The sequence below is a fragment of the Nocardioides sp. S5-5 genome, from assembly GCF_054954065.1.
Window position 1 is genome coordinate 434,357 of the sequence record NZ_CP199913.1, and the last position, 24,090, is coordinate 458,446.

Here is a 24,090-nt window from a genome sequence, read left to right on the forward strand (position 1 = left end):
CGAGGAGCTGAGTGTGAGCAAGCGGACCCTGATCGTCGCCGTCGTCACCGTGTGGGCGCTGGTGCTCGCCGGCGCGGTCGGTGTCGGCATCGTCCTGCTCAAGGGCGACGACTCCGACGGCAAGGCCGCGGGCGACGACAAGGCCTCCGACGCCGCCTCCACCGAGGGACCCGACGGGCGCAGCCTCGAGGACTTCTACAGCCAGCAGATCACCTGGACCCGCTGTGACCAGGACGAGTGCGGCACCCTCGACGTCCCGATCGACTACCAGAGCCCCGGCGACGGCTCGATCAAGCTGGCCGTCGAGCGCACCCGGGCCACCGGCGACCGGATCGGCTCCCTCGTCGTCAACCCGGGCGGCCCCGGCGCCCCCGGCACCGACACCGCCAAGGACGCCGACTTCTACTTCGCCGACACGCTGCGGGCGTCGTACGACATCGTCGGGTTCGACCCCCGCGGCACCGGCGACTCCGCCCCTGTCGACTGCCTGAGCGACGATGCCCTCGACGCCTACGTCGCGGCCGACCCCGACCCGGACACTCCTGAGGAGGTCGAGACCGCGAAGGAGAACTCCGAGGAGTTCTGGTCCGGCTGCCAGGCCCGCTCCGGAGCCGTCGGCGGCCACGTCAGCACCGTCGAGGCGGCCCGCGACATGGACGTGCTGCGTGCCGCGCTCGGCGAGGACCAGCTGGACTACTTCGGCTTCTCCTACGGGACCCGCCTCGGTGCGACCTACGCCGAGCTGTTCCCCGACAAGGTCGGCCGGATGGTCCTCGACGGTGCCGTCGACCCGTCCCTGTCGGCGCGCGACGGCGCGCTCAGCCAGGCCAAGGGATTCGAGACCGCGCTGCGCTCCTACCTGCAGAGCTGCGTCGAGGAGGGCGGCTGCTTCCTCGGCGACACCGTCGAGGCCGGCCTCAAGACGATCAAGGACCTGCTGGCCGGCATCGACGCCACGCCGTTGAAGACCAAGGACCCCGAGGGGCGCGAGCTCACTGTCGGGCTCGCGTTCTACGGCCTGATCCTGCCGCTCTACAGCAAGGACAACTGGCCCTACCTCGACGACGGACTCCAGCAGGCGCTCGACGGCGACGGCTCGACGCTGCTGCAGCTCTCCGACTTCTACGGCTCACGCGAGAACGGCGCCTACACCGACAACAGCCTCGAGGCGATCTCCGTGATCAACTGCCTCGACGACCCCTGGTCGATCACCGCCGACGAGGTCCCCGACAACGTCCCCGACTTCGAGAAGGCCTCGCCCACGTTCGGCGACGTCTTCGCCTGGGGCCTCACCGCCTGCGACGGCATCCCGTTCACCTCGACCGACGAGCCGGACCTGAAGATCGACGGCTCCGGCGCTGCCCCGATCGTGGTGTTGGGTACGACGCGCGACCCCGCCACGCCGTACGCCGAGGCGGTGGCGATGGCCGGCCAGCTCGAGTCGGGTGTCCTGGTGAGCCGCGACGGCGACGGGCACACGGCGTACAACAAGGACAACAGCTGCATCGACGACGCCGTCCACGCCTACCTCATCGACGGCACGGTGCCGACGGACGGGCTGACCTGCTGAGCCTGGCGCCTCACAGGGGCTCCATGATCCCCTGGATCCGCTGGGTCGCCAGCTCGATCATCAGCCGGGCGGCAGGTGACAGCGTCGCCGCCGCCCGGTGGACGATCGCCATCGTGTCGTAGAGCCGCGGGCGCAGCGACACCCAGCCGGCGTTCGGCGCAAGTCGTGGCACCAGCTGCACGGCCGCGCCCTTGTTGGTCACCGTGTCGGCCAGCCCGCGACCGACCAGCTCGATCGCGGTCTCGACGTCCTCCACCTCGATCCGGGTGCCCGGGTTGTAGCCGGCCTCGTGGAGCATCCGCCGCAGCACGATCCGCGCCGAGTCGGAGTCGCGGTAGGTGCTCTCCGCCATCACCAGGTCCGCCTCGGCCAGGCGCTTCGCTGTCACCGGTGCGGTCAGCCGGCTCGGGTCGGCCGACACGTAGACCAGCTCGTCGCGCGCGATCGGCGTGATCGACATGCCCTCGCTCGACAGGCCCGCCACCGCGATCATCGCCGCCTCCAGCCGCCCGCGCCGCAGGTTCTCCTGCACGTCCATCGAGTGCCGGCCGACCAACTCCACCCGCACCCCCGGATAGCGATCCAGCACGTCGGCGACCAGTTCCGCGCCGCCGTACAGCCGCGCGACGCCGAACATCCCGAACCGGATGGTCCCCGTCTCGAGCGAGCGGATGCTCGCCACCGCCCGCTGCGCGTCGTCGGCTGCCGCCAGCACCTTCTCCGCGTGCGGCCGGAAGGTGTCCGCCGCCGTCGTCGGCACCACGCCCCGCCCCACCCGCCGGAACAGCTGCACGCCGAGCGACTTCTCCAACCCCCGGACCTGCTCCGAGACCGACGGCTGCGCGTAGCCCAGCTCCTCCGCCGCCCGGGTCAGCGACCGGTGCTCGTAGGTCGCCAGGAAGCAGGTCAGCTGGTGCAGCGACAGCATCGGTTCACCTCTAGGGAATCCCTATGGAAGTGTCAGGAAAGAGAGCCTACCCCTAACGGGGCTTCGCCCCAGCCCGACGAGTCATGTCGTGGTTGCGGTGGGCGGGGCGGCTCCGGTCGACGGGTGACGAAGTCCGAAGGCTTCGTGTTGTGACCGCCTCCGGGGCGGTGGTTGGCTCGGTGGGAGCCGTCCCGCCTGACCGGAGCCTTGTCATGAAACTACCTCGCACCGTGGCCGATGTGCTGGCCGAGCACACGGTCTTCGAGATCGAATGCATCGACCGGATGTACCTCAACGTCTACGTCCCGCAGCTTCAGCACGCGGGCGGGATCGTGGGCTACGTCCAGCGACAACTCGGGCTCCCGATCGCCTCGACCGCGCCGCTGGGCAAGATCACCGACGCCTTCAGTACCGCGATCCGCCGGTTCGCACTCGATCAGGGTGTGCCGTGGATCGACTTCGTCAAGGGCCAACGCAAGGACGAGGTGATGCACGAGCACCTGGCCCGGTTCATCGCAGCAGGACACACCGAAGGCGTGTTGTTCATCGGCCGGGCGCAGGAGAAGACCAGTCTGTTCCGCACCGAGAAGCGCCGCAATGCCGAGGGGCGTTCCTACCCGTGGATCGTGAAGACCACCGGGATGGTCAACCACTTCTACATCTACGCCGTCGATGCCGACTTCGGTCCGTTCTTCCTCAAGTTCTGCTCCTACTTCCCCTACAACGCCAAGCTGTGTATCAACGGCCACGAGTGGGCCAAGCAGCAGGCCGCCAAGGCCGGGATTGGGTTCACCGCGTTGGATAACGCGTTCGGGGCCATCAAGCCCGCCGATGTCGCGAGAGTGCAGGCGATCTGCTCCAGCCTGGGCCCCGCCCAGATCGACGCGCTGCTGCGCAAGTGGCTGGCCCTCGTGCCCCACCCCTACACGCAGACGGACCGTGCCGCCGGATACCGCTACGACCTCTCGGTGCTGCAAGCGGAGTTCTCACTGACCCAGGTCCTGGACCGGCCACTGTCAGGTCGGATCTTCTTCGAGCAGGTCATCCGCGACAACCTCGACATCGGCCGCCCCAACCAAGTCTCGCTGATCTTCGAGCGCCGGATCTTCTCCGGGAAGAAACGCCCGACCCCCGGCCGGTTCCGGACCAGGGTGATCACCGAGGAGGTCACTCCGAGCCTGCACGTGGACTACAAGCACACCCAGATCAAGCAGTACCACAAGGAAGGCAGAGCGCTACGGACCGAGACCACCATCAACAACAGCTACGACTTCCGGATCGGGAGACGACTGACCAACCTGCCTGCCCTGTGCGAGGTCGGCTTCACCGCCAACCGACGTCTGCTCGACGTCCAACGACTCAGTCACGATCCCTGCCGCGGACATACTGCCTTCGCCGCGGTCAACAACCCCGTCACCACCGACACCGGCACCCGGGTCGCCGGACTCCGGTTCGCCGACCCCCGAGCCCAAGCTCTGCTCACCGCTCTGCTGATCTTCCGGCTCCTGCCCGACGGGTTCACCAACCGCGACCTCCGCGGCTGGGTCAGCCAACTCCTCGACACCACGATCACCCCCGGACAGATGACCTACGACCTGCGCCGACTACGGATCCACGGTCTGATCGTCCGTATCCCGCACACCAACCGCTACCACCTCACCGACACCGGCCTACGAGATGCCAAGTTCCTGACCTGTATCCACGACCGTGTCCTGCGCACCGGCCTGGCCGAACTCGACGACCCCGACCACCCAAGCCACCTGCACGCCGCCGACCGCCGCTACCGACAAGCCATCAACGAACTCATCACCGCCGGAGCCGCCGCTTGAGAACTTGACTCAACATTCCGGCTTCGCCGGACCTAGCGAAGCTAGACCTCACCACCGCGGACCATGGAGATACCCCACCTGAGAAGCCCGAAGGAGGCCTCCATGTTCATCCACGACTGTCCGTCCTGTGGCCGCCGCGAGCTGATCTTCCCCGACCAGCTGACCGGTCTCGACAACCGCCCCGACGGCTTCCTCGTCCACTTCACCTGCTGGTGCGGCAGCCCCCAGGCCCACCTGGAGCAGCGCGTCGTACCCGCTGCCTGAACTGGCCGATTCGCCGTCATCTCCTCGACGCCGGTATGCTTCCGCGGTCGCCCTCGGGTGGCACGCCGCCTTAGCTCAGTCGGTAGAGCGAATCACTCGTAATGATTAGGTCGTCGGTTCGATTCCGACAGGCGGCTCCAGTGTGATGTCTCAGGACATCGGCGTGGCTCGGACCCACGGATGTGGGTTCGGGCTCACTGCTTTTGGGTCCTGGTCGCGGTCGGCGGAATCGGAGGTCGGTCGGCGTCAGTCAGGAGGGGCGCGTGTCTCGAGACGCCGCCGCCTTCGTGTCACTGCTGTGTCAGGCGCGAAGCAGGATCATCGCGAGCGGGACAGCGGTGGCGATGACGGTGGCGATGCTTGCGAGGCCGATGGCGCGGGCGGGCACGTGCAGAAGGTCCTTGAGGACGAGGCCGAGCCCGAGGCCGAACATTCCCGCAGCCAGCAGGATCGTGCTGGTCGCAGTGGCGATGTCGAGGGCACCGGCTGGGAGCAGCTCCGTGGCTCTGAGTGCGACAGCGGCCATGAACGCCCACAAGAACCATGGGATCCCGGCGCGGTGGCCGCCGGCGGTGCCGCGATGGGCGGCCATCACCGAGTGGTGGACGGGCGCGAGCATGAGGACGCGACCCAGCTTCACGCTCATCGCCACGGCGAGGACCGAGCCACTGCCGCCGATGATCGCCGCGGCCGCTACTACCTGGGCCACCTCGTGGATGCTGGCGCCGGCCCAGAGCGCGGCGTCGGTGCTCTCCAGGCCGAGCCCGTCGGCGGCAAGCGGGATGAGGATCAGCGCCCCGGTGCCGTAGATGGTCACCAGCGTGATTGCCAGGGCGACCTTGTGTTCGGCGGCCTTGACGGTGTCTTGCACCGCGGCAATGGCGGCGGCGCCGCAGATCGAGAAGCCGGCCGCGATGAGTTGGGTGAGGTCCTCGTCGAGGCCGAGGCGTCGCCCGGCGTACTGGGTGCCTTTGAAGGTCGCCGTGACGGTGGCGAGGATGACGAGCGCGCCGAACCAGCCCAGGGCGGCGATGTCGGACAGCGCGAGGCGCAGGCCGAGCAGCGCGACGCCGCAGCGGAGGAGGACCTTGGCGCGCGCCGCGATGGCGGACGCGTTGACGATCTTGGCTCCGGGAGTGTTGGCGACCACTGCGCCGACAGCGAGCGCGACGAGGAGCGCGCTCAGCAGGGGCTGGTAGCGGTTGACTCCCCACGCGGCTACCGCGACGACCAGCGGGATGAGGAACGAGGTCGCCCCGGGGAGTGCTCGTGTGCGCCGCGCACCGCTGGCGGCGGGGATCTCGGACAGCATGGGTCCACGCTTGCGGAACCCGGCCGTGGTCAGTAGAGGCCGGAAGACGGGCAGGGCATATGGTTTGGTTATGGGTCTGCCGGAGCTGGACCTCGAGAGTGCTCGCCTGATCGTCGCGCTTCAGGACCTCGGGAGCATCGGCGCCGCGGCGCGAGAGCTCGGTATCAGCCAGCCCGCCGCCAGCAAGCGGATCCGCGAGTTCGAGGCGCGGTGGCGTCTACAGCTCGTGGTGCGCTCCGCGCGCGGGTCGGCGCTGAGTGTCGACGGTGAGGCCGTGGCGGCGTGGGCGAGGCGGGTGCTGCACGAGGTCGACGTGATGCGCGCCAGCCTGGACGCCCTGACCCTGGAGCGGCGGGCGGGCCTGGCGGTCGCGGCCAGCCTCACGGTCGCCGAGTTCATGCTGCCGTTGTGGATGGCCGAGCTGCGGTCGCGGGTTCCCGAGCTGCATCCGCAGCTGCGAGTGGTCAACAGCGAGCAGGTCTCAGCGATGGTGCGAGCCGGGGAGGTGGACGTCGGGTTCATCGAGACCGCGCTGATGCCGCGCGACCTGGATGTCACCACGCTGGGGCGCGACCGGCTGGCGATCGTCGCGCCACCCGGCCACCCATGGGCGCGTCGTTCCACACCGCTCTCGCGTGAGGCGCTGCTGGACATGGAGTACGTCGTGCGCGAGGAGGGCAGCGGGACGCGCGATACCTTCGAGCGCGCCCTGCGCGCGACGCCGCGGGTGGCCTTCGAGGCCGGCTCCACCGCCGCTCTGGTCGGCGCCGCACTTGCCGGCCTGGGCCCGGCGGTGGTGTCCGTCCGCGCCGTCTCGACCTACCTGAGCACCGGAACCCTCGCCGAGGTCAGTCACGAGTTGGACCTGTGGCGGCCCATCTCCGCGGTGCGGCTGGGACAGCGCCGACCGGGTGCGCACGCGGACGAGCTGGTGCGGATCGCGCAGGCAGCGGTGCGACGGGAGGACTCGCAGCAGACCGGCGCGAGCTGAGTGCTCCCCGCCGCACCGCTGCCCGACGCTCACGAGGATCCGGCGCGGGTGGCCGGCGGAGGTTGCCTCTCCGTGTCGAGGCCGGTGATGCCGCTGCGGAAGGACGAGAACCGACGGCCCCACCTCGGGGTCGAGGGTCACGACCTGGGAGAGGTAGGAGACGAGGAACGCCGGCTTGAAGAGCAGGTCTGCAGGTGGATGGCCCCGACCGGTAGGGGTTCGGTCGGGGCCACCCTGGGGCGACGGCGCGCTCGAGGCGGAGCGGCCGTCGCTGTCTCGGAACCTACTTCTTGACCGGCTTCAAGGTGACCACCAGGTTGTCGCGGTAGTGGAACCGGCCGTTGGGACGGGTGATCTTGTTGGTGCAGGTCACCAGCAGCAGCCGCGGGCCCCTCGTCATCGAGAACAGGCTTTCTGGGAGGGGCTTGGTCCGTAGGTAGCGCTTCTTGGTGACGACCTTGTACCGGTAGGTCTTGCCGTCGTTGCCCTTGATCTTGACCACCTTGCCGCGCTTGAGCTGCTTGAGGCGGTAGAAGGCACCGGGACGGTCGTGGTTGTCGGAGACGTGGCCGACGACGACCGTCGTGCCGATCGCGTCATTGAGACGAGCTGAGGTCTGCAGCCAGCCGAGTGCGTTCCGGTTGCTCGGGACGTTGGCGCGCACGCCGGTGAGGCCGATCTGCCGGACGGTGGCGTTCAGGCCGAAGGCCGGCACCTTGACTCGCTTCGGGGAGCCCGGGACGGCGGCCCGGCCGGCCGCCCACGGGTCGACTCCGCTGAATCCGGTGTCGATGTGGCGCACCTTGTTCTCCGGTCGGTGGACCAGGCTGGTCTCGGCTGCCAGCCCGCAGGCGTGCGTTGCGGCGTCGTTGAGCTGGTCGGCGCTGATCGATGCCACCCAGGTGTAGTAGCCGGGCCTGGTCACGGTGACCGATGGGGTCTTGACTGTCCCGTTGGCCGGCGTGAACGGCACCGAGCCGACCCGGGTGTCCGGCGTACACACTGCCGCCGACGGCGAGGAGAACGGACCGTAGAGCGTGGCCGATCCCGTGGAGGTGCCTCCCGGGGTGAACCCGGTGATGGTGACCCGGTCGTGCAGCTCGGCGCCGACCAGCACCTTGTCGTCCGACGTGGCGGTCGTCAGCGTCGGCTGCCCCGCCTGTGCCGGCGTCGGCTTCACGATGAATCCGAAGTCGAGGGTCGGGTCGCGATCACCGTTCTGGGTCAGGTCGCCGGACTCGGCGGTCCAGGTCGAGGAGTCGCCCTCGTGGTCGCCTTGACCGGCTTGGGTGGGGACGTAGGGCTCCAACGCTGTCTGGGTGGAGGGGGCGGTCTGGTCGATGGTGACGGTGTAGTGGTCCCCGGCGGGTAGTGGCGGCAGGTCGTCGAAGGTGTAGGCGCCGTTCGCGTCGGTGGTGGTGGGGCCGACCGGGTTGCCGAAGACGTCGGTGACGGGTTGGCCGTTGGGGCCGGTCAGGACGAGTACGACGCCGGGGATGCCGGGCTCGCCGGTGTCCTGGCGGCCGTCGCCGTCCTGGTCGACCCACACGTAGTCGCCGACCGACACCACCGCGGGGATGACCACGCCGGCGTCGATGGTGTGGTCCACGGAGCCCGGAGTCAGGGGCGCCGTGATCGCCACCTCGGCGATCCCTGGGCCGACCGGTGTCGGATCGGAGTCCAGGGTGTCGTCGCCCCCGGCGTCGGCGGTGGTGTAGGAGAGCCCGGCCACGGGCGGCGCGCCCGGCAGCCCGGAGGTGTCCGCGGTGCTGATGTCGAAGCGGACGGTGTACGACGCACCCGGCACCACCTGGTACGCCGCGCCGTCGCCACCGAAGTAGTACTCACCGGCAGCGTTGGTCGTGGTCGTGGCGACCACGGCGCCCGTGTCGTCGACCAGGCTCACCGTGGTCCCGGGGATCGGCAGCTCGTCGGCGTCCTGGACGCCGTCCTTGTCCGCGTCGAACCAGACCCGGTTGCCGATCTGGACCGGTGCCTCGGCGAGCAGGTCGAGGTCACCGAGTCCGTTGCCCTTGCCGAACGACTCGGGGTAGGTGTTCACCAGCCAGCCACGGGTGGCGGGGGCGCCGCCGGGGCCTTGGCCGGTGGAGGTGTTGAAGAAGCCGATGCCACCGGTGCCGACGAGGCCGGTCGGGTCCATGGCGATGGAGCCCAGCTCGCCGTTGCGCGGAGCAAAGGCGAGGCCACCTTGGGCGACCTCGTGGTGGTTGCCGGACGTGGTGCTGCCGCTCAGGGAGACCCAGTCGCCCGCGAAGAACTCGATGACGGCCGGGTCCTGGCCACCGTCGGGGATGCTCGTGGTGTTGTCCGGGCAGCCGTTGACGCCCTCCCAGGAGTAGCTGCCGTCGGCGTTGACGCAGGCCTTGTTGACGTCGCCGGCGCTGATGGCGTTGAGCAACACCGCGGTTCCGGTCGCGACGCCGGGCTCGAGGCTGGCGATGCCGATCTGGTCGGAGTGGCGATCGCGGAAGCCCAGGAACAGGGAGCCGTCGATGTCGAACTCGAGCGAGGTCAGGAACGGCGTGGGGTACTTGATGTTGTACTGGCTACCGGCAGACGGCGGCACCGGCAGCCCGTCGAGGCCGGTGCGCGACCAGGTGGTACGCCAGGTGTTCCACTGACGAGATATCGCGGTGCCGCCGTTCTCGGCCTGGCCGCGAAGGAAGTCGAGCGGCTGGGAGAGCACCGTGTCGAACGATCCGCCGTCGAGGCGCAGCACGAAGGCGCGCAGGTCCGAGCGGTTCGACGACACCGAGGCGTCGCAGACCCCGCCGACGTACACCTGGCCGTCACGAACTGTCACCGCTCCGGGGCGCCACTGTCCGCCCACGCAGCCCGGGTCTGCGATGGCGGTCGAGCCGGTGATGGTGCCGGTCGCGCCGGTGGCGTCGACCTCGTAGAGCCGCTTGTCGTTGAGGTTCACCACGTACAGGGTCGCCTCGTCGTCGGAGAGCGCCAGGCCACCCAAGGACTCAGCGCCGGCCGCGCCGTAGAAGTCGTCGTCGCGGCCACTGGGGATGTTGCCGTGCGCGGTCGACCCGGCATTGGGGATCGTGACGAACAGGCTGGCGTTCGGCGAGCCCGAGGTCATGTCGGTGACATAGACCGCGCCCGAGCCGCCCGGGCCGTAGGGCACCATCGACTTGGCGAACGCGGCGCTGAACAGCCGCTCGTCCAGCGCCGCGGCGAGCCCGAAGACCGAGCCGGTCTGCGCCTTGGTCGCCAAGGTGGTGATGTTCTGGGTGTTGGGCGTGGTCGCGTTGCCGTTGCCGTTGCCCCGGTAGGTCCAGTTGGTGCGCACCAGCGAGCGCGAGCTGCCCGGGGACGAGGCCGACGGCTGGATCGCCAGCACGTAGTCAGGGTTGAGTGGGGCGTAGTCGGCGGGGTTCCAGACCCCGACCCGCACGGTGGCGTCGGTCCCGCCGCTGACGTCGATGAAGCTCGTCGCGCTCCGGAACGCGTTGGCGGCCCCGGTCGCGGACGCCGGCGCGGGCTGCAGGTAGGAGAGCGCGGCCGGCACGGTGGTCTCCACGCGATACCGCCCGCCGACCAGGCCGGAGGCGGGCGCGACGACTACCTCGCCGGCGGCGTCGGTCACGCCGTTGACCACGTGGCCGACGCTGTCGCTGACCTTCACCTCGATCCCCGCCTGGGGCAGGTCGAGGATGGGGTCGTAGATGCCGTCGCCGCTCAGGTCGCGCGCGAGCGCCACGGTGAGTGAGCCGTCCCCCGGCTCCGCGGCGGCCGGGGCCGCAGTCGTCACCCACGCCAGCCCGCTGACCATGACGGCCAGGCCACTGGACAGCGCAATGGCGCGCCGCCGCCGTGCCTTGGTTGCACGGAGAGCATGCATTCCTGCCTCGTTTCGCTCAGCTGCCTGCCGCCGATTTCGGCAGGTCCTGGGAATTACGTGGACCACGGCCGCCCGAGAAGATGACGGCAGAGTCTGGAGAAGGTGCCCCATCGCGTCCATCCCCTTCGCCCGCCCTCCGAGCCGAGGTTCGTCCGGGTCTGGACAAACCCTCGCGCCACCGACCGTCCGACCGCCAGGCCCGACGCGGTCAACGCCGCGCTCGGCGCAGGATTTGACCCCCGTTCGGGTGACGTCATCGCGCCTGCGGATGTCGGAGTCCGCGGTGCTCGGCCCAGGCACATCGAGCGCGTCACGCCGAGGCCGGCGGCGCCGAAGTAGTTGAGACGACGGCGGTCGGCACGCTCGCCGGTGGTTCGACATCGTGTCGGACCGCCCCGACGCGTTCTCCGCGCTGCAGTCGCAGCTCGCGCTCGCCTTCACGACCGAGGACATCAAGGAGGGCGTCGCCGCCTTCCGTGACAAGCGGCCGCCGGTCTGGCGGCTGCGCTGAGGTGGCACCATGACCACCGCCTGGACCGAGTGAACGGAGAGCTTTGATGGCGGACGAGAAGATCGTGTTGGTGGACGGGGCGCGGACCCCGATCGGCAGCTTCGGTGGGGTGTTCAAGGACGTCCCTGGTTTCGAGCTGGGTGCGGTCGCGGCGAGGGCGGCGCTGGCACGTGCGGGCGTGGAGGCGGCCGATGTCGCCGAGGTGGTGATGGGCTGCATCGGCCAAGTGGGGCCGGACGCGTACAACGCACGTCGGGTCGCGATCACGGCCGGCCTGCCGACCAACGTGCCGGCGTACACGGTCAACCGGCTGTGCGGCTCGGGGCTGCAGGCGATCTGGTCGGCGGCGATGGAGATGCGCTGGAACGGGCTGGACGTCACGCTGGCCGGTGGCGACGAGTCGATGACCCGGATGCCGTTCTACGACTTCGGGGCCCGGGGTGGCTACAAGCTCGGTGACCGGTCGCTGGTCGACGGCACGGTGATGATGCTGACCGACCCGTTCCACGGGATCCACATGGGTGTCACGGCGGAGAACGTGGCCGCGAAGTACGGCGTGTCCCGACTCGAGCAGGACGAGTTCGCGGCGGAGTCGCAGCGTCGAGCCGCGACCCCGGAGGCGAAGGCGGTGTTCGCCGAGGAGATCGTGCCGGTCGAGGTCGGCGGTCGTCGGCCCTACACCGTCTCCGAGGACGAGCACCCGAAGCCGGACACCACGGTGGAGACGCTGGCGGGTCTTCGTCCCGCGTTCCAGAAGGACGGCACGGTCACGGCGGGCAACGCGTCGGGGATCAACGACGGCGCGGCTGCGGTGGTGCTGGCGCGCGAGTCGGCGGCTGCCGAGCGGGGGCTGCGGCCGTTGGTGGCGTTGGAGGCGGTGGCGACGGCGGCGATGGAGCCGGAGCTGATGGGCTACGCGCCGGTGCTGGCGTTGAAGGCGCTGTTCGAGAGGACCGGCACCACGCCTGCAGACATCGGCACGATCGAGCTGAACGAGGCTTTCGCGTCGCAGGCGGTCGCGTGTGTGCGGGACGCGGGTCTGGACCCGGAGCGGGTGAACCCGTACGGCGGGGCGATCGCGCTCGGCCATCCGGTCGGTGCCACGGGGGCGATCTTGTCGCTGCGGGTGGCGCGGGATCTGGTGCGCCGGGATCTGGAGCTCGGGATCGTCACCATGTGCATCGGTGGTGGCCAGGCGCTGGCTGCCCTGTTCCGCCGGGTCTGAGCTGGTTCTGGGCTGGTTGCGCGAGGTGTGAGCCGGGTCGGCGGCGGTCAGTCGCCGACCCGCTCGACCTCGTGGGCGAGGACCTCCTCGCGCCACTCGGTCCAGGGATGGGCGGAGGCGCACAGCCCTTCGAACACCGCGGGCTCGACGTCGAGGTAGTCGTAGGTCCCACCGTGGCGGAACCGAACCCGCAGCCGGGCGTGGGCGGCGTCGTACCCCACCGAATCGAGGGCGCGGGACCGGCGCATCCGGGTCATGTCCATCCCACCGTCCTACTCCGGCCCGGGCGGCTCGTCCAGGGGCGGAGACGGGGCAGGATGGCTCCATGCCCACGACTATCGCCTTCCTCGGCTGTGGCTCGATGGGCTAGGCCGTCCTGGCCGGGCTCCTGAGGTCCGGCTTCCCGGCGGCTGGGTCTGCCGGCCGACCTCACCCACACGCTCGCGGCGCACACCGGCGCCGGCCGCCTGCTCGACGCCCCGGACGCCGATCCCGTCGCGCTGCGGCGCGCGGTCAGCAGCCCGAACGGCAGCACCGAGCGGGCGATCGCGGCGTTCGAGGAGCGAGGGAGATCACTGCCGAGATCGCCTCCGCTTGAAACAATCAGGCGGCCCGGGGTGGGGCTGTGCCTGGTGGTCGGGTGGGTGTGTAGCTGGCGCCTGCCGCGTGGAGTCGGTCGAGGGTGGCTCTCGGCGGTGGGGTCCACACGGGTTGTCGGGTGTCGGGGTCGATGTGGACGGCCCAGGGGCTCTGGTGGAGGAGGACGTGGTGGTGGCGGCACAGCATGATCAGGTTGTCGAGGCTGGTGGGGCCGCCGTCGGCCCAGTGGGTGATGTGGTGGGCGTCGCAGGCCAAGGGCATCCGGGTGCAGCCGGGGAAGGCGCAGTGCCGGTCCCGGATGATCAACGCCATCCAGATCGCGGCCGTGACGAGGCGTTGGGCGCGTCCGACGTCGAGGACCTGCCCGTCGGCCCCGAGGACTCCGGGGATGATCTCGGCATCACACGCGATCCGCCGGATCGCGGTGGCCGAGAGCCGGGCTCCGGTGGGGGTGTGGCCGGGCTTGGCGAGGCCGGCGTCGATGACTTGTCGGGTGAGGCTGTCGTGGTCGATGAGCACGATCACCCGGGGCCGGGCTCCGTGGTCGCGGGGCAGGTCGTCGGTGGCGGTCAGCCGGTCGCAGGCGTCGACGAGGGCGTCCCACATCCGGGCACCGGCATCGCGGGGGTCGCGACCGGTGTGGCCACATCCCGGGGTCAGGCAGGGGGTTTGGGTGGACACCCCGTCCTCGTCGTAGGAGGCCTGGTCGGGTTTGCGGTTGACGCCGCCGCAGGCGCCGGGCTCGGTGGTGAGCGGTGCTGAGAGCGGCAGCAGGGTCGCCTTGATCTTCTCGGCGTCCTCGACGGTGCCGTAGCCCTTGACGCGGACCCCGCCGTGGCCGTCCTCGGCGAACGACAGGCCGCGGGCGTGGTGGGCGCCGCGTTCGGCCTTCGCCTTCTCCTTCTCGCTGTTCACGATCGACCCGTCGGCGTCGAGCTCACGCACCACGTCACCGAACGCGGTCTGCAGGTCGGAGGCGTCATGGCCGTGGACGTCGACCAGGTCGAGCATCGCCCCGGCCACCTGGGCGCGGAACTCCGGCACCCGGGGCAGGGTCTGCACCTTCGAGGCGATCGCCCGGGCCTGCGGCAACGTGACCCGACCGGAGTCGAGCGCCGCCTGGACCTCGGGCAGGTCCCGCAGCTGCTCGGCCGCGCGGACCAGCCCGCCGCCGGTGCCCTTGTGGCCGCCGGTCAGATGGGTCACGTAGTCCTTGACCGAGGCCCAGCCCAGCTCCCGCAGCACGTCGGTGGCCTCGAGTCGGGCGATGCCTCGCAGCAGGGCGGCGTCCAGGAACGATCGTGCGGCGACCACTGCCTCGAGGGCCGTCACCGCGTCCGGGCCACTCAGCCGGCCCCAGTCGTCTGGGGCCAGCTCCGCGGCATGCGCGAGCACGGTGGTGGCCGTGTCGAGCGCTGCGGGAGTGGTCATGCGCTCATCCTAGTTCGAACATATGTTCGAAGTCAAGGACGTCTTCCACGCCCACCACGCCGCCCACCGGACCCCTCGCATGCCCCCGTTCCCCACCATCCGGCCCGCCGACGCGAGCCTGTCGGAAGCCGCCGTACCCTTGCTCGGGAGTGCTGAGCGGGCCGCCGCTTGGCCGCGTCACCCCTGAACTGAGGAGTCCTCGTGCCCGAAGCCGTGATCGTGTCCACAGCCCGCTCGCCGATCGGCCGGGCCGGGAAGGGCTCGTTGAAGGACATGCGTCCTGACGAGCTGGCCGTGCAGATGGTGCGGGCGGCGCTGGCGAAGGTGCCCGAGCTCGACCCCGCGGAGATCACCGACCTGATCCTCGGCGTCGGTCAGCCGGCCGGTGAGGCGGGCAACAACCTCGGCCGCGCGGTCGCCGTCCTGTCCGGCATGGACCGGCTGCCAGGGGTCACGGTCAACCGGTACTGCTCGTCGTCGCTGCAGACGACGCGGATGGCGTTCCATGCGATCAAGGCCGGCGAGGGCGACGCGTTCATCTCCGCGGGCGTGGAGACAGTGAGTCGGTTCTTCAACGGCTGGTCGGACAATCCGGAGGGTCAGAACCCGGCGTTCGCGGACGCGCAGGCGTTGACGGACAGGCGGTCGCAGGGTGGTGCGGAGTCGTGGGTGGACCCGCGTGAGGCGGGGAGCCTGCCGGATCTGTACATCGCGATGGGCCAGACCGCGGAGAACGTGGCGCAGGTCCTCGGCATGTCGCGTCAGGAGCAGGACGAGTTCGCGGTCCGCAGCCAGAACCTGACCGAGCAGCGGATCGGTGAGGGCTTCTGGGCCCGCGAGATCACCCCGGTCACGCTGCCCGACGGCACGGTGGTGGCCGCGGATGACGGCCCGCGCGCGGGTACGACGCTGGAGGCGGTCTCGGGCCTGAAGCCGGTGTTCCGCCCCGACGGCACGGTCACGGCGGGCAACGCGTGTCCGCTCAACGACGGTGCGGCGGCGTTGGTGGTCATGTCCGACACCCGGGCGAAGGAGCTCGGCCTGACCCCGCTGGCGCGGATCGTGTCGACCGCGGTGACCGGTCTGTCCCCGGAGATCATGGGCCTGGGTCCGGTGGAGGCGATCCCGGCGGCGTTGAAGCACGCGGGGATGTCGTTGGGTGACATCGACCTGTTCGAGATCAACGAGGCGTTCGCCGTGCAGTCGCTCGGGTCGGCGCAGCAGTTGGGGATCGACGTCGAGAAGCTCAACGTCAACGGTGGTGCGATCGCGGTGGGTCACCCGTTCGGCATGACCGGTGCCCGGATCACCGCGACGTTGATCAACTCGTTGCAGTGGCACGACAAGCAGTTCGGGGTGGAGTCGATGTGCGTGGGCGGTGGCCAGGGCATGGCCATGGTCCTCGAACGACTCAGCTGACGACGGCCAGTACGCCGCCGGGCCCGGTGTCGGACCGGCGGCGTACTGTCTAGGACGCCCTGATCGTCTCCGCCCCGACCCGTCCAGGAGGATCTCCCTTGTCCACCTCAGCAGTGCCCACCGGCGAGCCCGTCGACGACGACCGGATCACCCCGGAGATCCTCAAGATCGCCGGAGTGGTGGTCCTCGGCTCGATCATGGCGATCCTCGACACCACGGTCGTCAACGTTGCGCTGCCGACGTTCATCACCGAGTTCGAGGTCGACTCCTACTCCACGGTCGCCTGGACCATCACGGGCTACACGCTGGCGCTCGCCGCGGTCATCCCGGCCACCGGCTGGGCGGCCGACCGGTTCGGCACGAAGCGGCTCTACACCATGGCGCTCGTGCTGTTCACCCTCGGCTCGGTGCTGTGCGCGACCGCGTGGAGCATCGAGACGCTGATCCTGTTCCGCGTGCTGCAGGGTCTGGGCGGCGGCATGCTGATGCCGCTGGGCATGACGATCATGACCAAGGCGGCCGGCCCCCACCGGATCGGCCGGCTGATGGCGATCCTCGGCATCCCGATGCTCCTCGGCCCGATCCTGGGCCCGATCGTCGGCGGCTGGCTGATCGACTCCGCCTCGTGGCACTGGATCTTCCTGATCAACCTGCCCCTCGGCATCGCCGCGATCACCTACGCGCTCCTCGCCCTGCCGGCCGACGCGCCCGAGCCCAGCGAGTCCTTCGACGTCGTCGGCATGGCCCTGATGTCGCCCGGTCTCGCGCTCTTCCTGTACGGCGTCTCGTCGATCCCCGGCGAGGGCACCGTCGCCGCCACCAAGGTGCTCGGGCCCGGCATCGCCGGGCTGGCGCTGATGGTCGGCTTCGTGTTCTGGGCCTTCCGGCCCGAGCACCCGCTGCTCGACCTGCGGCTGTTCAAGGACCGCAACCTCACGGTCGCGACGATCGTGATGTTCCTGTTCGCGGGCTCGTTCTTCGGCGCGCTGCTGCTGGTCCCGACCTACTTCCAGGAGATCCGCGGCGAGAGCGTGCTCAAGGCCGGACTGCTCGTGGCGCCCCAGGGTCTCGGCGCCATGCTGACCATGCCGCTGGCCGGTGCGCTGGCCGACAAGATCCCGGTCGGCCGGATCGTGCCGTTCGGGTTCATCGGCATCATCGTCGGCGTCGGCGGCCTCGCGTTCAGCACCGACCCCGATACGTCGTACCTGCAGATCATCGTCTTCCTCTTCATCATGGGTCTCGGCATGGGCGGCACGATGATGCCGGTCTTCACCTCGGCCCTGAAGACGCTGCGCGAGCATCAGGTCGCCCGCGGCTCCACGTTGATCAACGTGCTCCAGCAGGTCGCCAGCTCGGTCGGCGTCGCGGTGATGTCGGTCGTGCTGACCAATCAGCAGAAGTCCGTCGCCGACCCGTCCGAGGCGTTCCGGGCGCCGTACCTCGTGGCGACGGTGGCGCTGATCCTGACCCTGATCCCGGTCGCCTTCCTCCCGCGCCGGCGCGAGCCGTCGCACCTGCTCGACGACGAGGGGCAGGGCGAGCGGCCGGTCATCCTGCACTGACGGTGGAGCCGGGCTCGTGCGCGATCCGAGCGGCATGCAGCCGCGCGTGCGCGATCGCCTCGGGCGTCGTGGCGAACAGGTGCCGCTCGTGCGCGAGCCGGGCGGGTACGCCGAGCTGCTCGAGGACGGCGACGTGCTCGGGCCGGGTGCCGGAGAGCAGGACGCTGACGCCGCGCTGCTCGAGCCGGCCGATGGTGTCGGCGAGCACGTGGGCGCCGGTGGCATCCACGGTCGTCAGGTGTGACATCCGCAAGACGACGACACGGACCCGTTTGACCTCCGCGAGCTCGAGCAGGAAGTCGTGGGCGGCGGCGAAGAACAGCGGGCCGTCGAGGCGGTAGGCGACGATGTGCTCGTCGAGGAGGCGTCGTTCCTCGTCGTGGTGGTCGCTGTCGTCGAGTGGCACCTCCTCCAGCCGCGCGGTGGTGGCAGTCTGGCGCAGCGCGAAGAAGCCGGCCGCGGCCAGGCCGACGGTCACGGCGAGGACCAGGTCGAGGGCGACCGTGGCGGCCGCGGTGAGCAACAGGGTCGCGGCGTCCCCGCGTGTGGCGCGCAGGAGTGGCGCCAGGCTCGAGACCCGCACCATCTGCACGGCGGTGGCGATGAGGACGCCGGCGAGGGCAGCGAGCGGGATCTGGCCGACCCAGCGCGCGGCCACCAGCGCCACGACCAGGAGCAGGACGGCGTGGCTCAGCGCGGCGAGGCGCGAGCGTGCTCCCGACCGGACGTTGACGGCGGTCCGCGCGATGGCGGCGGTCGCGGGGATGCCGCCGAAGAGCGGGCTGGCGACATTGGCCAGGCCCTGACCGAGCAGCTCGCGGTCGGGGTCGTGGCGCTGCCCGACGCTCATCGCGTCGGCGACGGTGGCGGAGAGCAGGCTCTCCAGCGCCCCGAGGGCGGCGACCGCGAGGGCGGCGAGCGCGAGGGTGTCGAGGTCGCCCCACGGGACCGACGGCAGGTGTGGGGCGGGCAGGCCGGAGGGGATGGTGCCGATCGTCGCGAGCGGCGTCGTACCGTCGGGGTCGGTCAGCAGCGCGTTCCCGACGGTCGCCACGACGACCAGGACGAGGGCCGCCGGGAAGCCGGCGCGCACCCGGGCCGAGGCGACGATGAGTACCGCGATGCCGGTCGCCGTCGCCGGCGCCACCCAGCTCGGGGCCGCGGCCCAGGCCCGGACCGCTTCCGCCGCCAGGACGAGCACCTTCTCGGCACGTACCTCGACGCCGAGTGCCGCGGGCAGCTGCTGCAGGGCGATGATCACCGCGATCCCGGCCGTGAAGCCCTCGATGACCGGCACCGGGACGTAGCGGATCGCCCGGCCGGCGCCGGTGATCGCCAGCGCGAGCAGCATCAGGCCGGCGAGCAGGCCGACCACGAGGACCCCGTCGGGGCCGTGCGCGGCGACGATCGGGATGAGGACGACGATCATCGCCCCCGTGGGACCGCTGACCTGGACGTGGCTGCCCCCGAACACGGCGGCGATCGCGCCGGCGACGACCGCGGTCACGATGCCGGCGCCGGCGCCGACCCCGGAGCTCACGCCGAACCCGAGCGCGAGCGGCAGCGCCACCAGCGCGACCATCACCCCGGCCGTCAGGTCATGGCGCAGGTCCGCCTGGGCCCAGTCCTCGCGCCGTGGCGCCAGCTGGCGGAGTCGCGTCGGAACGGCGCGCATCCGGTTGCTCATCGACGGTTCATCGGGCGCCGGGGACCATCAGCTCGTCCTCGAAGTCGGTCCGGGTCTCGGCGAGCCCGACCAGGATCCGGCGGGCCGACAGCAGCAGGTCGCGGACCTCGGGTGCGCTGATGGAGTAGACGACGGCGGTGCCCTCGCGCCGCGAGACCACGAGCGAGGTACGGCGCAGCACGGCGAGCTGCTGGGACAGGTTGCTGGGCTCGATCGCGATCTGCTCGAGCAGCTCGTGGACCGCGTGGTCGCGCTCGGACAGCAGCTCGAGGATCCGGATCCGGGCCGGGTGCCCCAGGGTGCGGAAGAACTCGGCCTTGGTCTGGTAGAGCGGCACGCCCATCGCGATGCCCCCTCTCGTGGTCCGTGTCGTCAGCGGGCCGCTAGGATAACAGGACTTGAAGAAGTCTTCATATAGTGATCCTTTCGAGGACCGGAGCGAAGGAGTGTCAGACCGCATGCACGAGGGCACCGACGAGACCGTCACCGCAGCCCAGCTCGAGCCCGGCGACATCGTCACGCTGCCGGGGATCTCGAGCCGCTGCCGGGTTCAGGTCGCCCGCTCGGCCGTCCCCGGTGTCGTCTGGCTCCATGTCGTCGACGCGGCCACCGGCGTGCGCCGCCGCGGCCATGTCGCCCTGCCGCTGCACCAGGTCGTCACCCGGCACGCCGGTACGCCGGCGCCGCGGGGTCCGGCGCCCGAGGACACCTGAGAGCCGCCCCGGCGGTCAGGACGGGCCGACCTCGGCGATCGCGTCCAGCAGTCGTCGTACGCCCTCGGCCAGCACCTCCTCGCGCTCCAGCGAGAAGGCCAGTCGCAGCTGGTTGCCCCCGCCGCCGTCTGCGCGGAACGCCGAGCCCGGGACGAAGACGACCCGGCGCTCGATGGCCGCGTCCAGCACGCCGTGGACGTCGCTGCCCTCCGGCAGCGTGACCCAGGTGAAGAAGCCGCCCCGGGGCACCGACCAGTGGACGTCCGGTCCCGCGCCGGCAGCCAGCGCGTCGAGGACGGCGGCGGCACGGGCCTGGTAGCGGTGGCGGGCGTCGGCGAGCACGGCCAGCCAGTCGTGGCGCAGGACGTACTCCTCGACGACGGCCTGGCTGAGCACCGGCGCGCAGATGACGGTCGCCTCGGAGGCCAGTTGCAGCGGCCGGCGCAACGGCTCGGGCGCCACCACCCAGCCGACCCGCAGCCCGGGGGAGACCACCTTGGAGAACGAGCCGAGGTAGATCACGTTGTCGGGGTCGAGCGAGCGCAGGCTCGGCAGCGCGCTGCCGTCGAAGGAGAGCAGGCCGTACGGGTTGTCCTCGATGACGGCGATGCCCGCCGCCCGGCAGATCCGGACCACCTCGGGCCGCCGGCCGGTCGCGAGCGTCACGCCGCTGGGGTTGTGGAAGTTCGGGATCGTGTAGAGCGCCTTGATCCGCCGCCCTTCGGCGCGCACCCGCGCGATCGTCTCCTCGAGTGCGTCCGGGCGCAGGCCGTCGTCGTCGATCGGCACGTGGACGACGTCGACCTGCATGCCGACGAACAGCCCGATCGCGCCGACGTACGACGGCCCCTCGGCCAGCACCACATCGCCCGGGTCGCACAGCAGCTTGACCACCAGGTCGAGCGCCAGCTGGGAGCCCGCGGTGACCTGCACGTGCCCGGGGTCGACGGCGAGGCCCTCCGCGGCCATGGTCCGGGCGACCGCCTCGCGGGTGCCGGGCGCGCCGGTGCCGCCGCCGTACTGCAGGACCTCGAGGCCGCGGTCCCGGACCACCCGGGCCGCGACCTCGCCCAGCTCGTCGAGCGGCAGCACGGACAGGTCGGGGTTGCCGCCGGCCAGCGAGATGATCCCGGGCTCCATCGACACCTCCCAGAAGTCGCGGACCGGGGAGGGCCGGAAGCCGCCCGCGCGGCCGGCGAGGAGGGAGGCGAGGAGATCGGTCACCTGGACAGTGTGACCCGTTCAGCTCGCGCGGACGGTCAACCTCAGCCGACCAGCTCCACGTCGACCTGCTGGCTGGTGCGGACGGTCCCGAGCAGGTTGGACTGCACGAAGACGGTCACGGTGTCGCCGGCGGCGACCTCGACGAGGAAGTCCTGTCCGATGCGCTCACCGGCCAGGACCGGGTTGCCCACCGTGCGGCTGACCTGGCTGCCGGGCACCACCGGATCGGTCGGCAGCCCGCCCTTGGTGGCGAAGGCGGCCAGGGTGGTGACCGCGAGCGGGACCTGCAGGTCGACGCCGTAGGTGATCCGGTACGTGCCCGCACGGGTGAACGTGAGTCCGTTGCCGCCGAGGAAGGACGGTCCGGTGCCGAGCTTGGTGAAGGGCATGCCGCTGACGTTCTGCGGGGTGTTGATCATCAGGATCGGGATCGCGATGCTGTTGGGTGCGCTGTGGTCGTAGTAGGTGTAGGCGCTGCCCTCGGTGCCGGCCGGGCCCTGGGGGCCGACGGGTCCCGTCGGCCCGATCGGACCGACCGGGCCGACGGGGCCAGCCGGACCCGGCGGGCCCGCGGGGCCCTGCGGACCCGCCACCCCCTGCCCGCCGGTCGCGCCCTGCTCGCCGTCCGCCCCCGCGGCGCCCGGTGCTCCGGCGAGCAGCTCGCCGGTGCGGAAGTCCACCGCTCGCAGGCTGCCGTCGAGGATCTTGCCCGAGCCGATGGCGCCCTTGCTGATCTTCGAGCGGGTGACGGCGTGCTGGTCGATCTTGGACGTGGTGACGGCGTGGTCGCGCAGGGCGGCGGTGCCGACGGAGTTCCGGTTGGCCACCACCGCCGCGTAGGAGCTGCCGGACACGGCCACGAGGAGGGCGAGGAGGGCGATCACGAGCGCGGCCGGGCCGCTGCCCTTGAGGGGGATGCGCATGCCGGCACGGTAGTGGTGACGGCGCCCCGAAGCCGGACCTTCGCGCCAAGATCACCCGCCCGGTCGCCCGGTGACGTCAGCCCCGCACCCGCAGGCCGGTCGCGACCAGGTCCACCAGCGCCTGGTAGGCCTGCGCGTCGTCGAGCCCGGTCGCCGTACCGATCCGGCCGTCGCCGATCGCGTCCATCACCTCGGCGACGGCGGCGCCGACGAAGGTCGCGTCGACCTGGCGCAGGGTGCCGGCCTCGACGCCCTCGCTCACCAGCGCCTGCACGCGGGCGGCGGCCCGGGCGGTGTTGGCGCGGTAGACCTCGGCGCCGGGTGGGAAGCCGGCCAGGTCGGCGTAGAACTGCGGGGAGGCGGGCGCGAGCTCGTCGGCGACGGCGGTGAGGTACGTCGCCAGCCGCTCCGCCGGGTCGGCGACGGCCGCGACCCGCTTCTCGATCCGCTCGGCGGCGTGCTTGAAGAAGCGCCGCACGGTCGCGGTGATGACCTGCTCCTTGCTGGGTGCGACCAGGTAGAGCGTGCTGCGCGAGCAGGACAGGCGCTGGGCCAGCTCGCCGATCCCGAAGCCGGCGAAGCCCTCGGCGAGGAACAGGTCGACCAGCTCGTCGAGCAGCGCGTCACGGCGCTGGCGGGTGCGCGCCGGGAGGGTTCGCTGCTGTTGCACGCTCGCAGGCTAGCAACGAACGGGGTACTGTAGTCCGTACCAGAATCATTGCTTCGGTACTGACCGCACGGAGGATCCGATGCCCGCACGTCGCCTGATGGCGTCCGAGGAACACGCCGACCTGCTCCGCCTGGCCCGCCAGCTCGCCACCGACGAGCTGCTGCCGCGCGCCGCGGAGGCCGAGGCGACGGGGACCTTCCCCCGCGAGGTGTTCCGGCTGCTCGGCCGGGCCGGCTTCCTCGGTCTGCCCTACCCGGAGGAGGTCGGCGGCGGCGGGCTGCCCTACGAGGTCTACCTGCAGGTCCTCGAGGAGATCGGCTCGGTCTGGTCCAGCGTCGGTGTCGGCGTCTCCGTCCACGCGCTGAGCTGCTTCGGCCTGGCCACCGCGGGCACCGACGAGCAGCGCGCCGCCTGGCTCCCGGAGCTGCTCGGCGGCGACCTGCTCGGTGCCTACTGCCTCTCCGAGGCGCACGCCGGCTCCGACCCGGCCGCGATGCGCACCCGGGCCCGCCGCGACGGCGACGCCTACGTCCTCAACGGCGCCAAGGCGTGGGTCACCCACGGCGGCAAGGCCGACTTCTACAAGGTGATGGCCCGCACCGGCGACGCCCGCGGCGACATCTCCTGCTTCCTGGTCCGCGCCGGCACCCCCGGCCTGTCCGCCGACGCCCCCGAGGACAAGATGGGTCTGATGGGCTCGACCACCGCGACGGTGCGCTTCGAGGACGTCCGGGTCCCCGTCGAGCAGCGGCTCGGTGACGAGGGCCAGGGGCTCAAGATCGCGCTCGCCGGCCTCGACGCCGGCCGGCTCGGCATCGCCGCCGTCGCGACCGGTCTCGCCCAGGGCGCCCTCGACCGCGCGGTCGCCTACGCCCAGCAGCGCGAGGCCTTCGGCCAGCGGATCATCGACCACCAGGGCCTGGCCTTCGTGCTCGCCGACATGGAGGCCGCGATCCAGTCCGCCCGCGCGACGGTGCTGCACGCCGCCCGGCTCAAGGACCTCGGCCTGCCCTTCTCCCGTGAGGCCTCGATCGCCAAGCTGGTCGCCACCGACGCCGCCATGAAGGTCACCACGGACGCCGTCCAGGTGCTCGGCGGCGCCGGCTACACCAAGGACTTCCCGGTCGAGCGCTACATGCGCGAGGCCAAGGTGATGCAGATCTTCGAGGGCACCAACCAGATCCAGCGGATGGTCATCGGCCGCTCGCTCGACCGCGAGACCGGCGCCGGCGCCATCGTCTCGGTGGGCTGAGGATCGGCTCGAGCCTCCCTCGTCGTACCCAGGCGGACCCGAGGCGGACCCGAGGCGGACCCGAGGCGGACCCGTCCACGGATCCGGGCCTAGGGTGGCCGC

20 protein-coding genes, 1 tRNA gene and 1 pseudogene are annotated in these 24,090 nt (G+C 71.0%); 12 read left to right on the forward strand and 10 right to left on the reverse strand.

From position 1 onward, the window contains the following. The first annotated feature begins 13 nt into the window (after positions 1-13). Positions 14-1,570, forward strand: coding sequence for an alpha/beta hydrolase (locus ACUP6Y_RS01990; RefSeq protein ID WP_462553927.1), 1,557 nt, complete (start codon positions 14-16; stop codon positions 1,568-1,570). Between the two features lie 10 nt (positions 1,571-1,580). On the opposite strand, the gene ACUP6Y_RS01995 is transcribed toward ACUP6Y_RS01990, so the two are convergent. After that, a complete protein-coding gene (locus ACUP6Y_RS01995) occupies positions 1,581-2,498 on the reverse strand; it encodes a LysR family transcriptional regulator (RefSeq protein WP_462553929.1) in 918 nt (305 codons plus the stop codon). Between the two features lie 230 nt (positions 2,499-2,728). Here ACUP6Y_RS01995 and ACUP6Y_RS02000 point away from each other — a divergent pair, with 230 nt between their 5' ends. The 3 genes from ACUP6Y_RS02000 to ACUP6Y_RS02010 all read left to right on the forward strand — a co-directional run bounded on the left by ACUP6Y_RS02000 (position 2,729) and on the right by ACUP6Y_RS02010 (position 4,731). Further along, positions 2,729-4,327, forward strand: coding sequence for a hypothetical protein (locus ACUP6Y_RS02000; RefSeq protein ID WP_462553930.1), 1,599 nt, complete (start codon positions 2,729-2,731; stop codon positions 4,325-4,327). Positions 4,328-4,429: 102 nt separating this feature from the next. Beyond that, positions 4,430-4,591 carry a hypothetical protein gene (locus ACUP6Y_RS02005; RefSeq protein ID WP_462553931.1) on the forward strand — a complete coding sequence of 54 codons (162 nt, stop codon included), beginning with the start codon at positions 4,430-4,432 and terminating at the stop codon, positions 4,589-4,591. A gap of 64 nt (positions 4,592-4,655) precedes the next feature. After that, positions 4,656-4,731, forward strand: a tRNA-Thr gene (locus tag ACUP6Y_RS02010). Positions 4,732-4,892: 161 nt separating this feature from the next. Here ACUP6Y_RS02010 and ACUP6Y_RS02015 read toward each other — a convergent pair. Then, entirely contained in the window at positions 4,893-5,903 is a 1,011-nt protein-coding gene (locus ACUP6Y_RS02015; protein ID WP_462553932.1) for a YeiH family protein, read from the reverse strand. Between the two features lie 70 nt (positions 5,904-5,973). On the opposite strand from ACUP6Y_RS02015, the gene ACUP6Y_RS02020 reads away from it, so the two are divergent. After that, on the forward strand, positions 5,974-6,894 hold the full coding sequence (locus ACUP6Y_RS02020; RefSeq protein WP_462553933.1) for a LysR substrate-binding domain-containing protein: 921 nt from the start codon (positions 5,974-5,976) through the stop codon (positions 6,892-6,894). Between the two features lie 283 nt (positions 6,895-7,177). Here the strand turns inward: ACUP6Y_RS02020 and ACUP6Y_RS02025 are convergent, their stop codons facing one another. Continuing rightward, positions 7,178-10,768 (reverse strand): SdrD B-like domain-containing protein, encoded by a 3,591-nt coding sequence (locus tag ACUP6Y_RS02025; protein ID WP_462553934.1) that lies wholly within the window; start codon positions 10,766-10,768, stop codon positions 7,178-7,180. Between the two features lie 382 nt (positions 10,769-11,150). On the opposite strand from ACUP6Y_RS02025, the gene ACUP6Y_RS02030 reads away from it, so the two are divergent. After that, a complete protein-coding gene (locus ACUP6Y_RS02030) occupies positions 11,151-11,279 on the forward strand; it encodes a hypothetical protein (protein WP_462553935.1) in 129 nt (42 codons plus the stop codon). A 46-nt stretch (positions 11,280-11,325) separates the two neighbouring features. Then, positions 11,326-12,504 carry a thiolase family protein gene (locus ACUP6Y_RS02035; protein WP_462553936.1) on the forward strand — a complete coding sequence of 393 codons (1,179 nt, stop codon included), beginning with the start codon at positions 11,326-11,328 and terminating at the stop codon, positions 12,502-12,504. Positions 12,505-12,551: 47 nt separating this feature from the next. Here the strand turns inward: ACUP6Y_RS02035 and ACUP6Y_RS02040 are convergent, their stop codons facing one another. Next, positions 12,552-12,767, reverse strand: a complete 216-nt coding sequence (locus tag ACUP6Y_RS02040; protein ID WP_462553937.1) for a KTSC domain-containing protein — start codon at positions 12,765-12,767, stop codon at positions 12,552-12,554. A 153-nt stretch (positions 12,768-12,920) separates the two neighbouring features. Here ACUP6Y_RS02040 and ACUP6Y_RS02045 point away from each other — a divergent pair. Beyond that, a pseudogene (locus tag ACUP6Y_RS02045) lies at positions 12,921-13,061 on the forward strand (pyrroline-5-carboxylate reductase dimerization domain-containing protein); the annotation flags it as partial. A 46-nt stretch (positions 13,062-13,107) separates the two neighbouring features. Here ACUP6Y_RS02045 and ACUP6Y_RS02050 read toward each other — a convergent pair. Continuing rightward, on the reverse strand, positions 13,108-14,535 hold the full coding sequence (locus ACUP6Y_RS02050) for an HNH endonuclease signature motif containing protein (protein ID WP_462553938.1): 1,428 nt from the start codon (positions 14,533-14,535) through the stop codon (positions 13,108-13,110). 201 nt (positions 14,536-14,736) lie between these two features. Between ACUP6Y_RS02050 and ACUP6Y_RS02055 the strand changes: the two genes are divergently transcribed. Then, positions 14,737-15,954, forward strand: a complete 1,218-nt coding sequence (locus tag ACUP6Y_RS02055) for an acetyl-CoA C-acetyltransferase (RefSeq protein WP_462553939.1) — start codon at positions 14,737-14,739, stop codon at positions 15,952-15,954. A gap of 98 nt (positions 15,955-16,052) precedes the next feature. Then, complete coding sequence (locus ACUP6Y_RS02060; RefSeq protein ID WP_462553940.1) at positions 16,053-17,519, forward strand: DHA2 family efflux MFS transporter permease subunit; 1,467 nt, start codon at positions 16,053-16,055, stop codon at positions 17,517-17,519. Here ACUP6Y_RS02060 and ACUP6Y_RS02065 read toward each other — a convergent pair. Together ACUP6Y_RS02065 and ACUP6Y_RS02070 are read right to left on the reverse strand one after the other, a co-directional pair. Further along, complete coding sequence (locus tag ACUP6Y_RS02065; RefSeq protein ID WP_462553941.1) at positions 17,506-19,206, reverse strand: SulP family inorganic anion transporter; 1,701 nt, start codon at positions 19,204-19,206, stop codon at positions 17,506-17,508. The genes ACUP6Y_RS02060 and ACUP6Y_RS02065 overlap by 14 nt on opposite strands. A gap of 7 nt (positions 19,207-19,213) precedes the next feature. Continuing rightward, a complete protein-coding gene (locus ACUP6Y_RS02070) occupies positions 19,214-19,549 on the reverse strand; it encodes an ArsR/SmtB family transcription factor (protein ID WP_179728970.1) in 336 nt (111 codons plus the stop codon). A gap of 115 nt (positions 19,550-19,664) precedes the next feature. Between ACUP6Y_RS02070 and ACUP6Y_RS02075 the strand changes: the two genes are divergently transcribed. Continuing rightward, positions 19,665-19,919 (forward strand): hypothetical protein, encoded by a 255-nt coding sequence (locus ACUP6Y_RS02075; RefSeq protein WP_462553942.1) that lies wholly within the window; start codon positions 19,665-19,667, stop codon positions 19,917-19,919. A gap of 15 nt (positions 19,920-19,934) precedes the next feature. Here the strand turns inward: ACUP6Y_RS02075 and ACUP6Y_RS02080 are convergent, their stop codons facing one another. The 3 genes from ACUP6Y_RS02080 to ACUP6Y_RS02090 all read right to left on the reverse strand — a co-directional run bounded on the left by ACUP6Y_RS02080 (position 19,935) and on the right by ACUP6Y_RS02090 (position 22,736). Next, positions 19,935-21,143, reverse strand: coding sequence for an aminotransferase-like domain-containing protein (locus ACUP6Y_RS02080; protein ID WP_462553943.1), 1,209 nt, complete (start codon positions 21,141-21,143; stop codon positions 19,935-19,937). Positions 21,144-21,184: 41 nt separating this feature from the next. Further along, positions 21,185-22,066, reverse strand: coding sequence for a hypothetical protein (locus ACUP6Y_RS02085; RefSeq protein WP_462553944.1), 882 nt, complete (start codon positions 22,064-22,066; stop codon positions 21,185-21,187). 76 nt (positions 22,067-22,142) lie between these two features. Then, positions 22,143-22,736 carry a TetR/AcrR family transcriptional regulator gene (locus ACUP6Y_RS02090; RefSeq protein ID WP_462553946.1) on the reverse strand — a complete coding sequence of 198 codons (594 nt, stop codon included), beginning with the start codon at positions 22,734-22,736 and terminating at the stop codon, positions 22,143-22,145. A 79-nt stretch (positions 22,737-22,815) separates the two neighbouring features. On the opposite strand from ACUP6Y_RS02090, the gene ACUP6Y_RS02095 reads away from it, so the two are divergent. Beyond that, the gene (locus ACUP6Y_RS02095; protein WP_462553947.1) at positions 22,816-23,988 is read left to right on the forward strand and encodes an acyl-CoA dehydrogenase family protein; all 1,173 of its coding nucleotides are present in this window, start codon (positions 22,816-22,818) and stop codon (positions 23,986-23,988) included. Positions 23,989-24,090 lie beyond the last annotated feature (102 nt).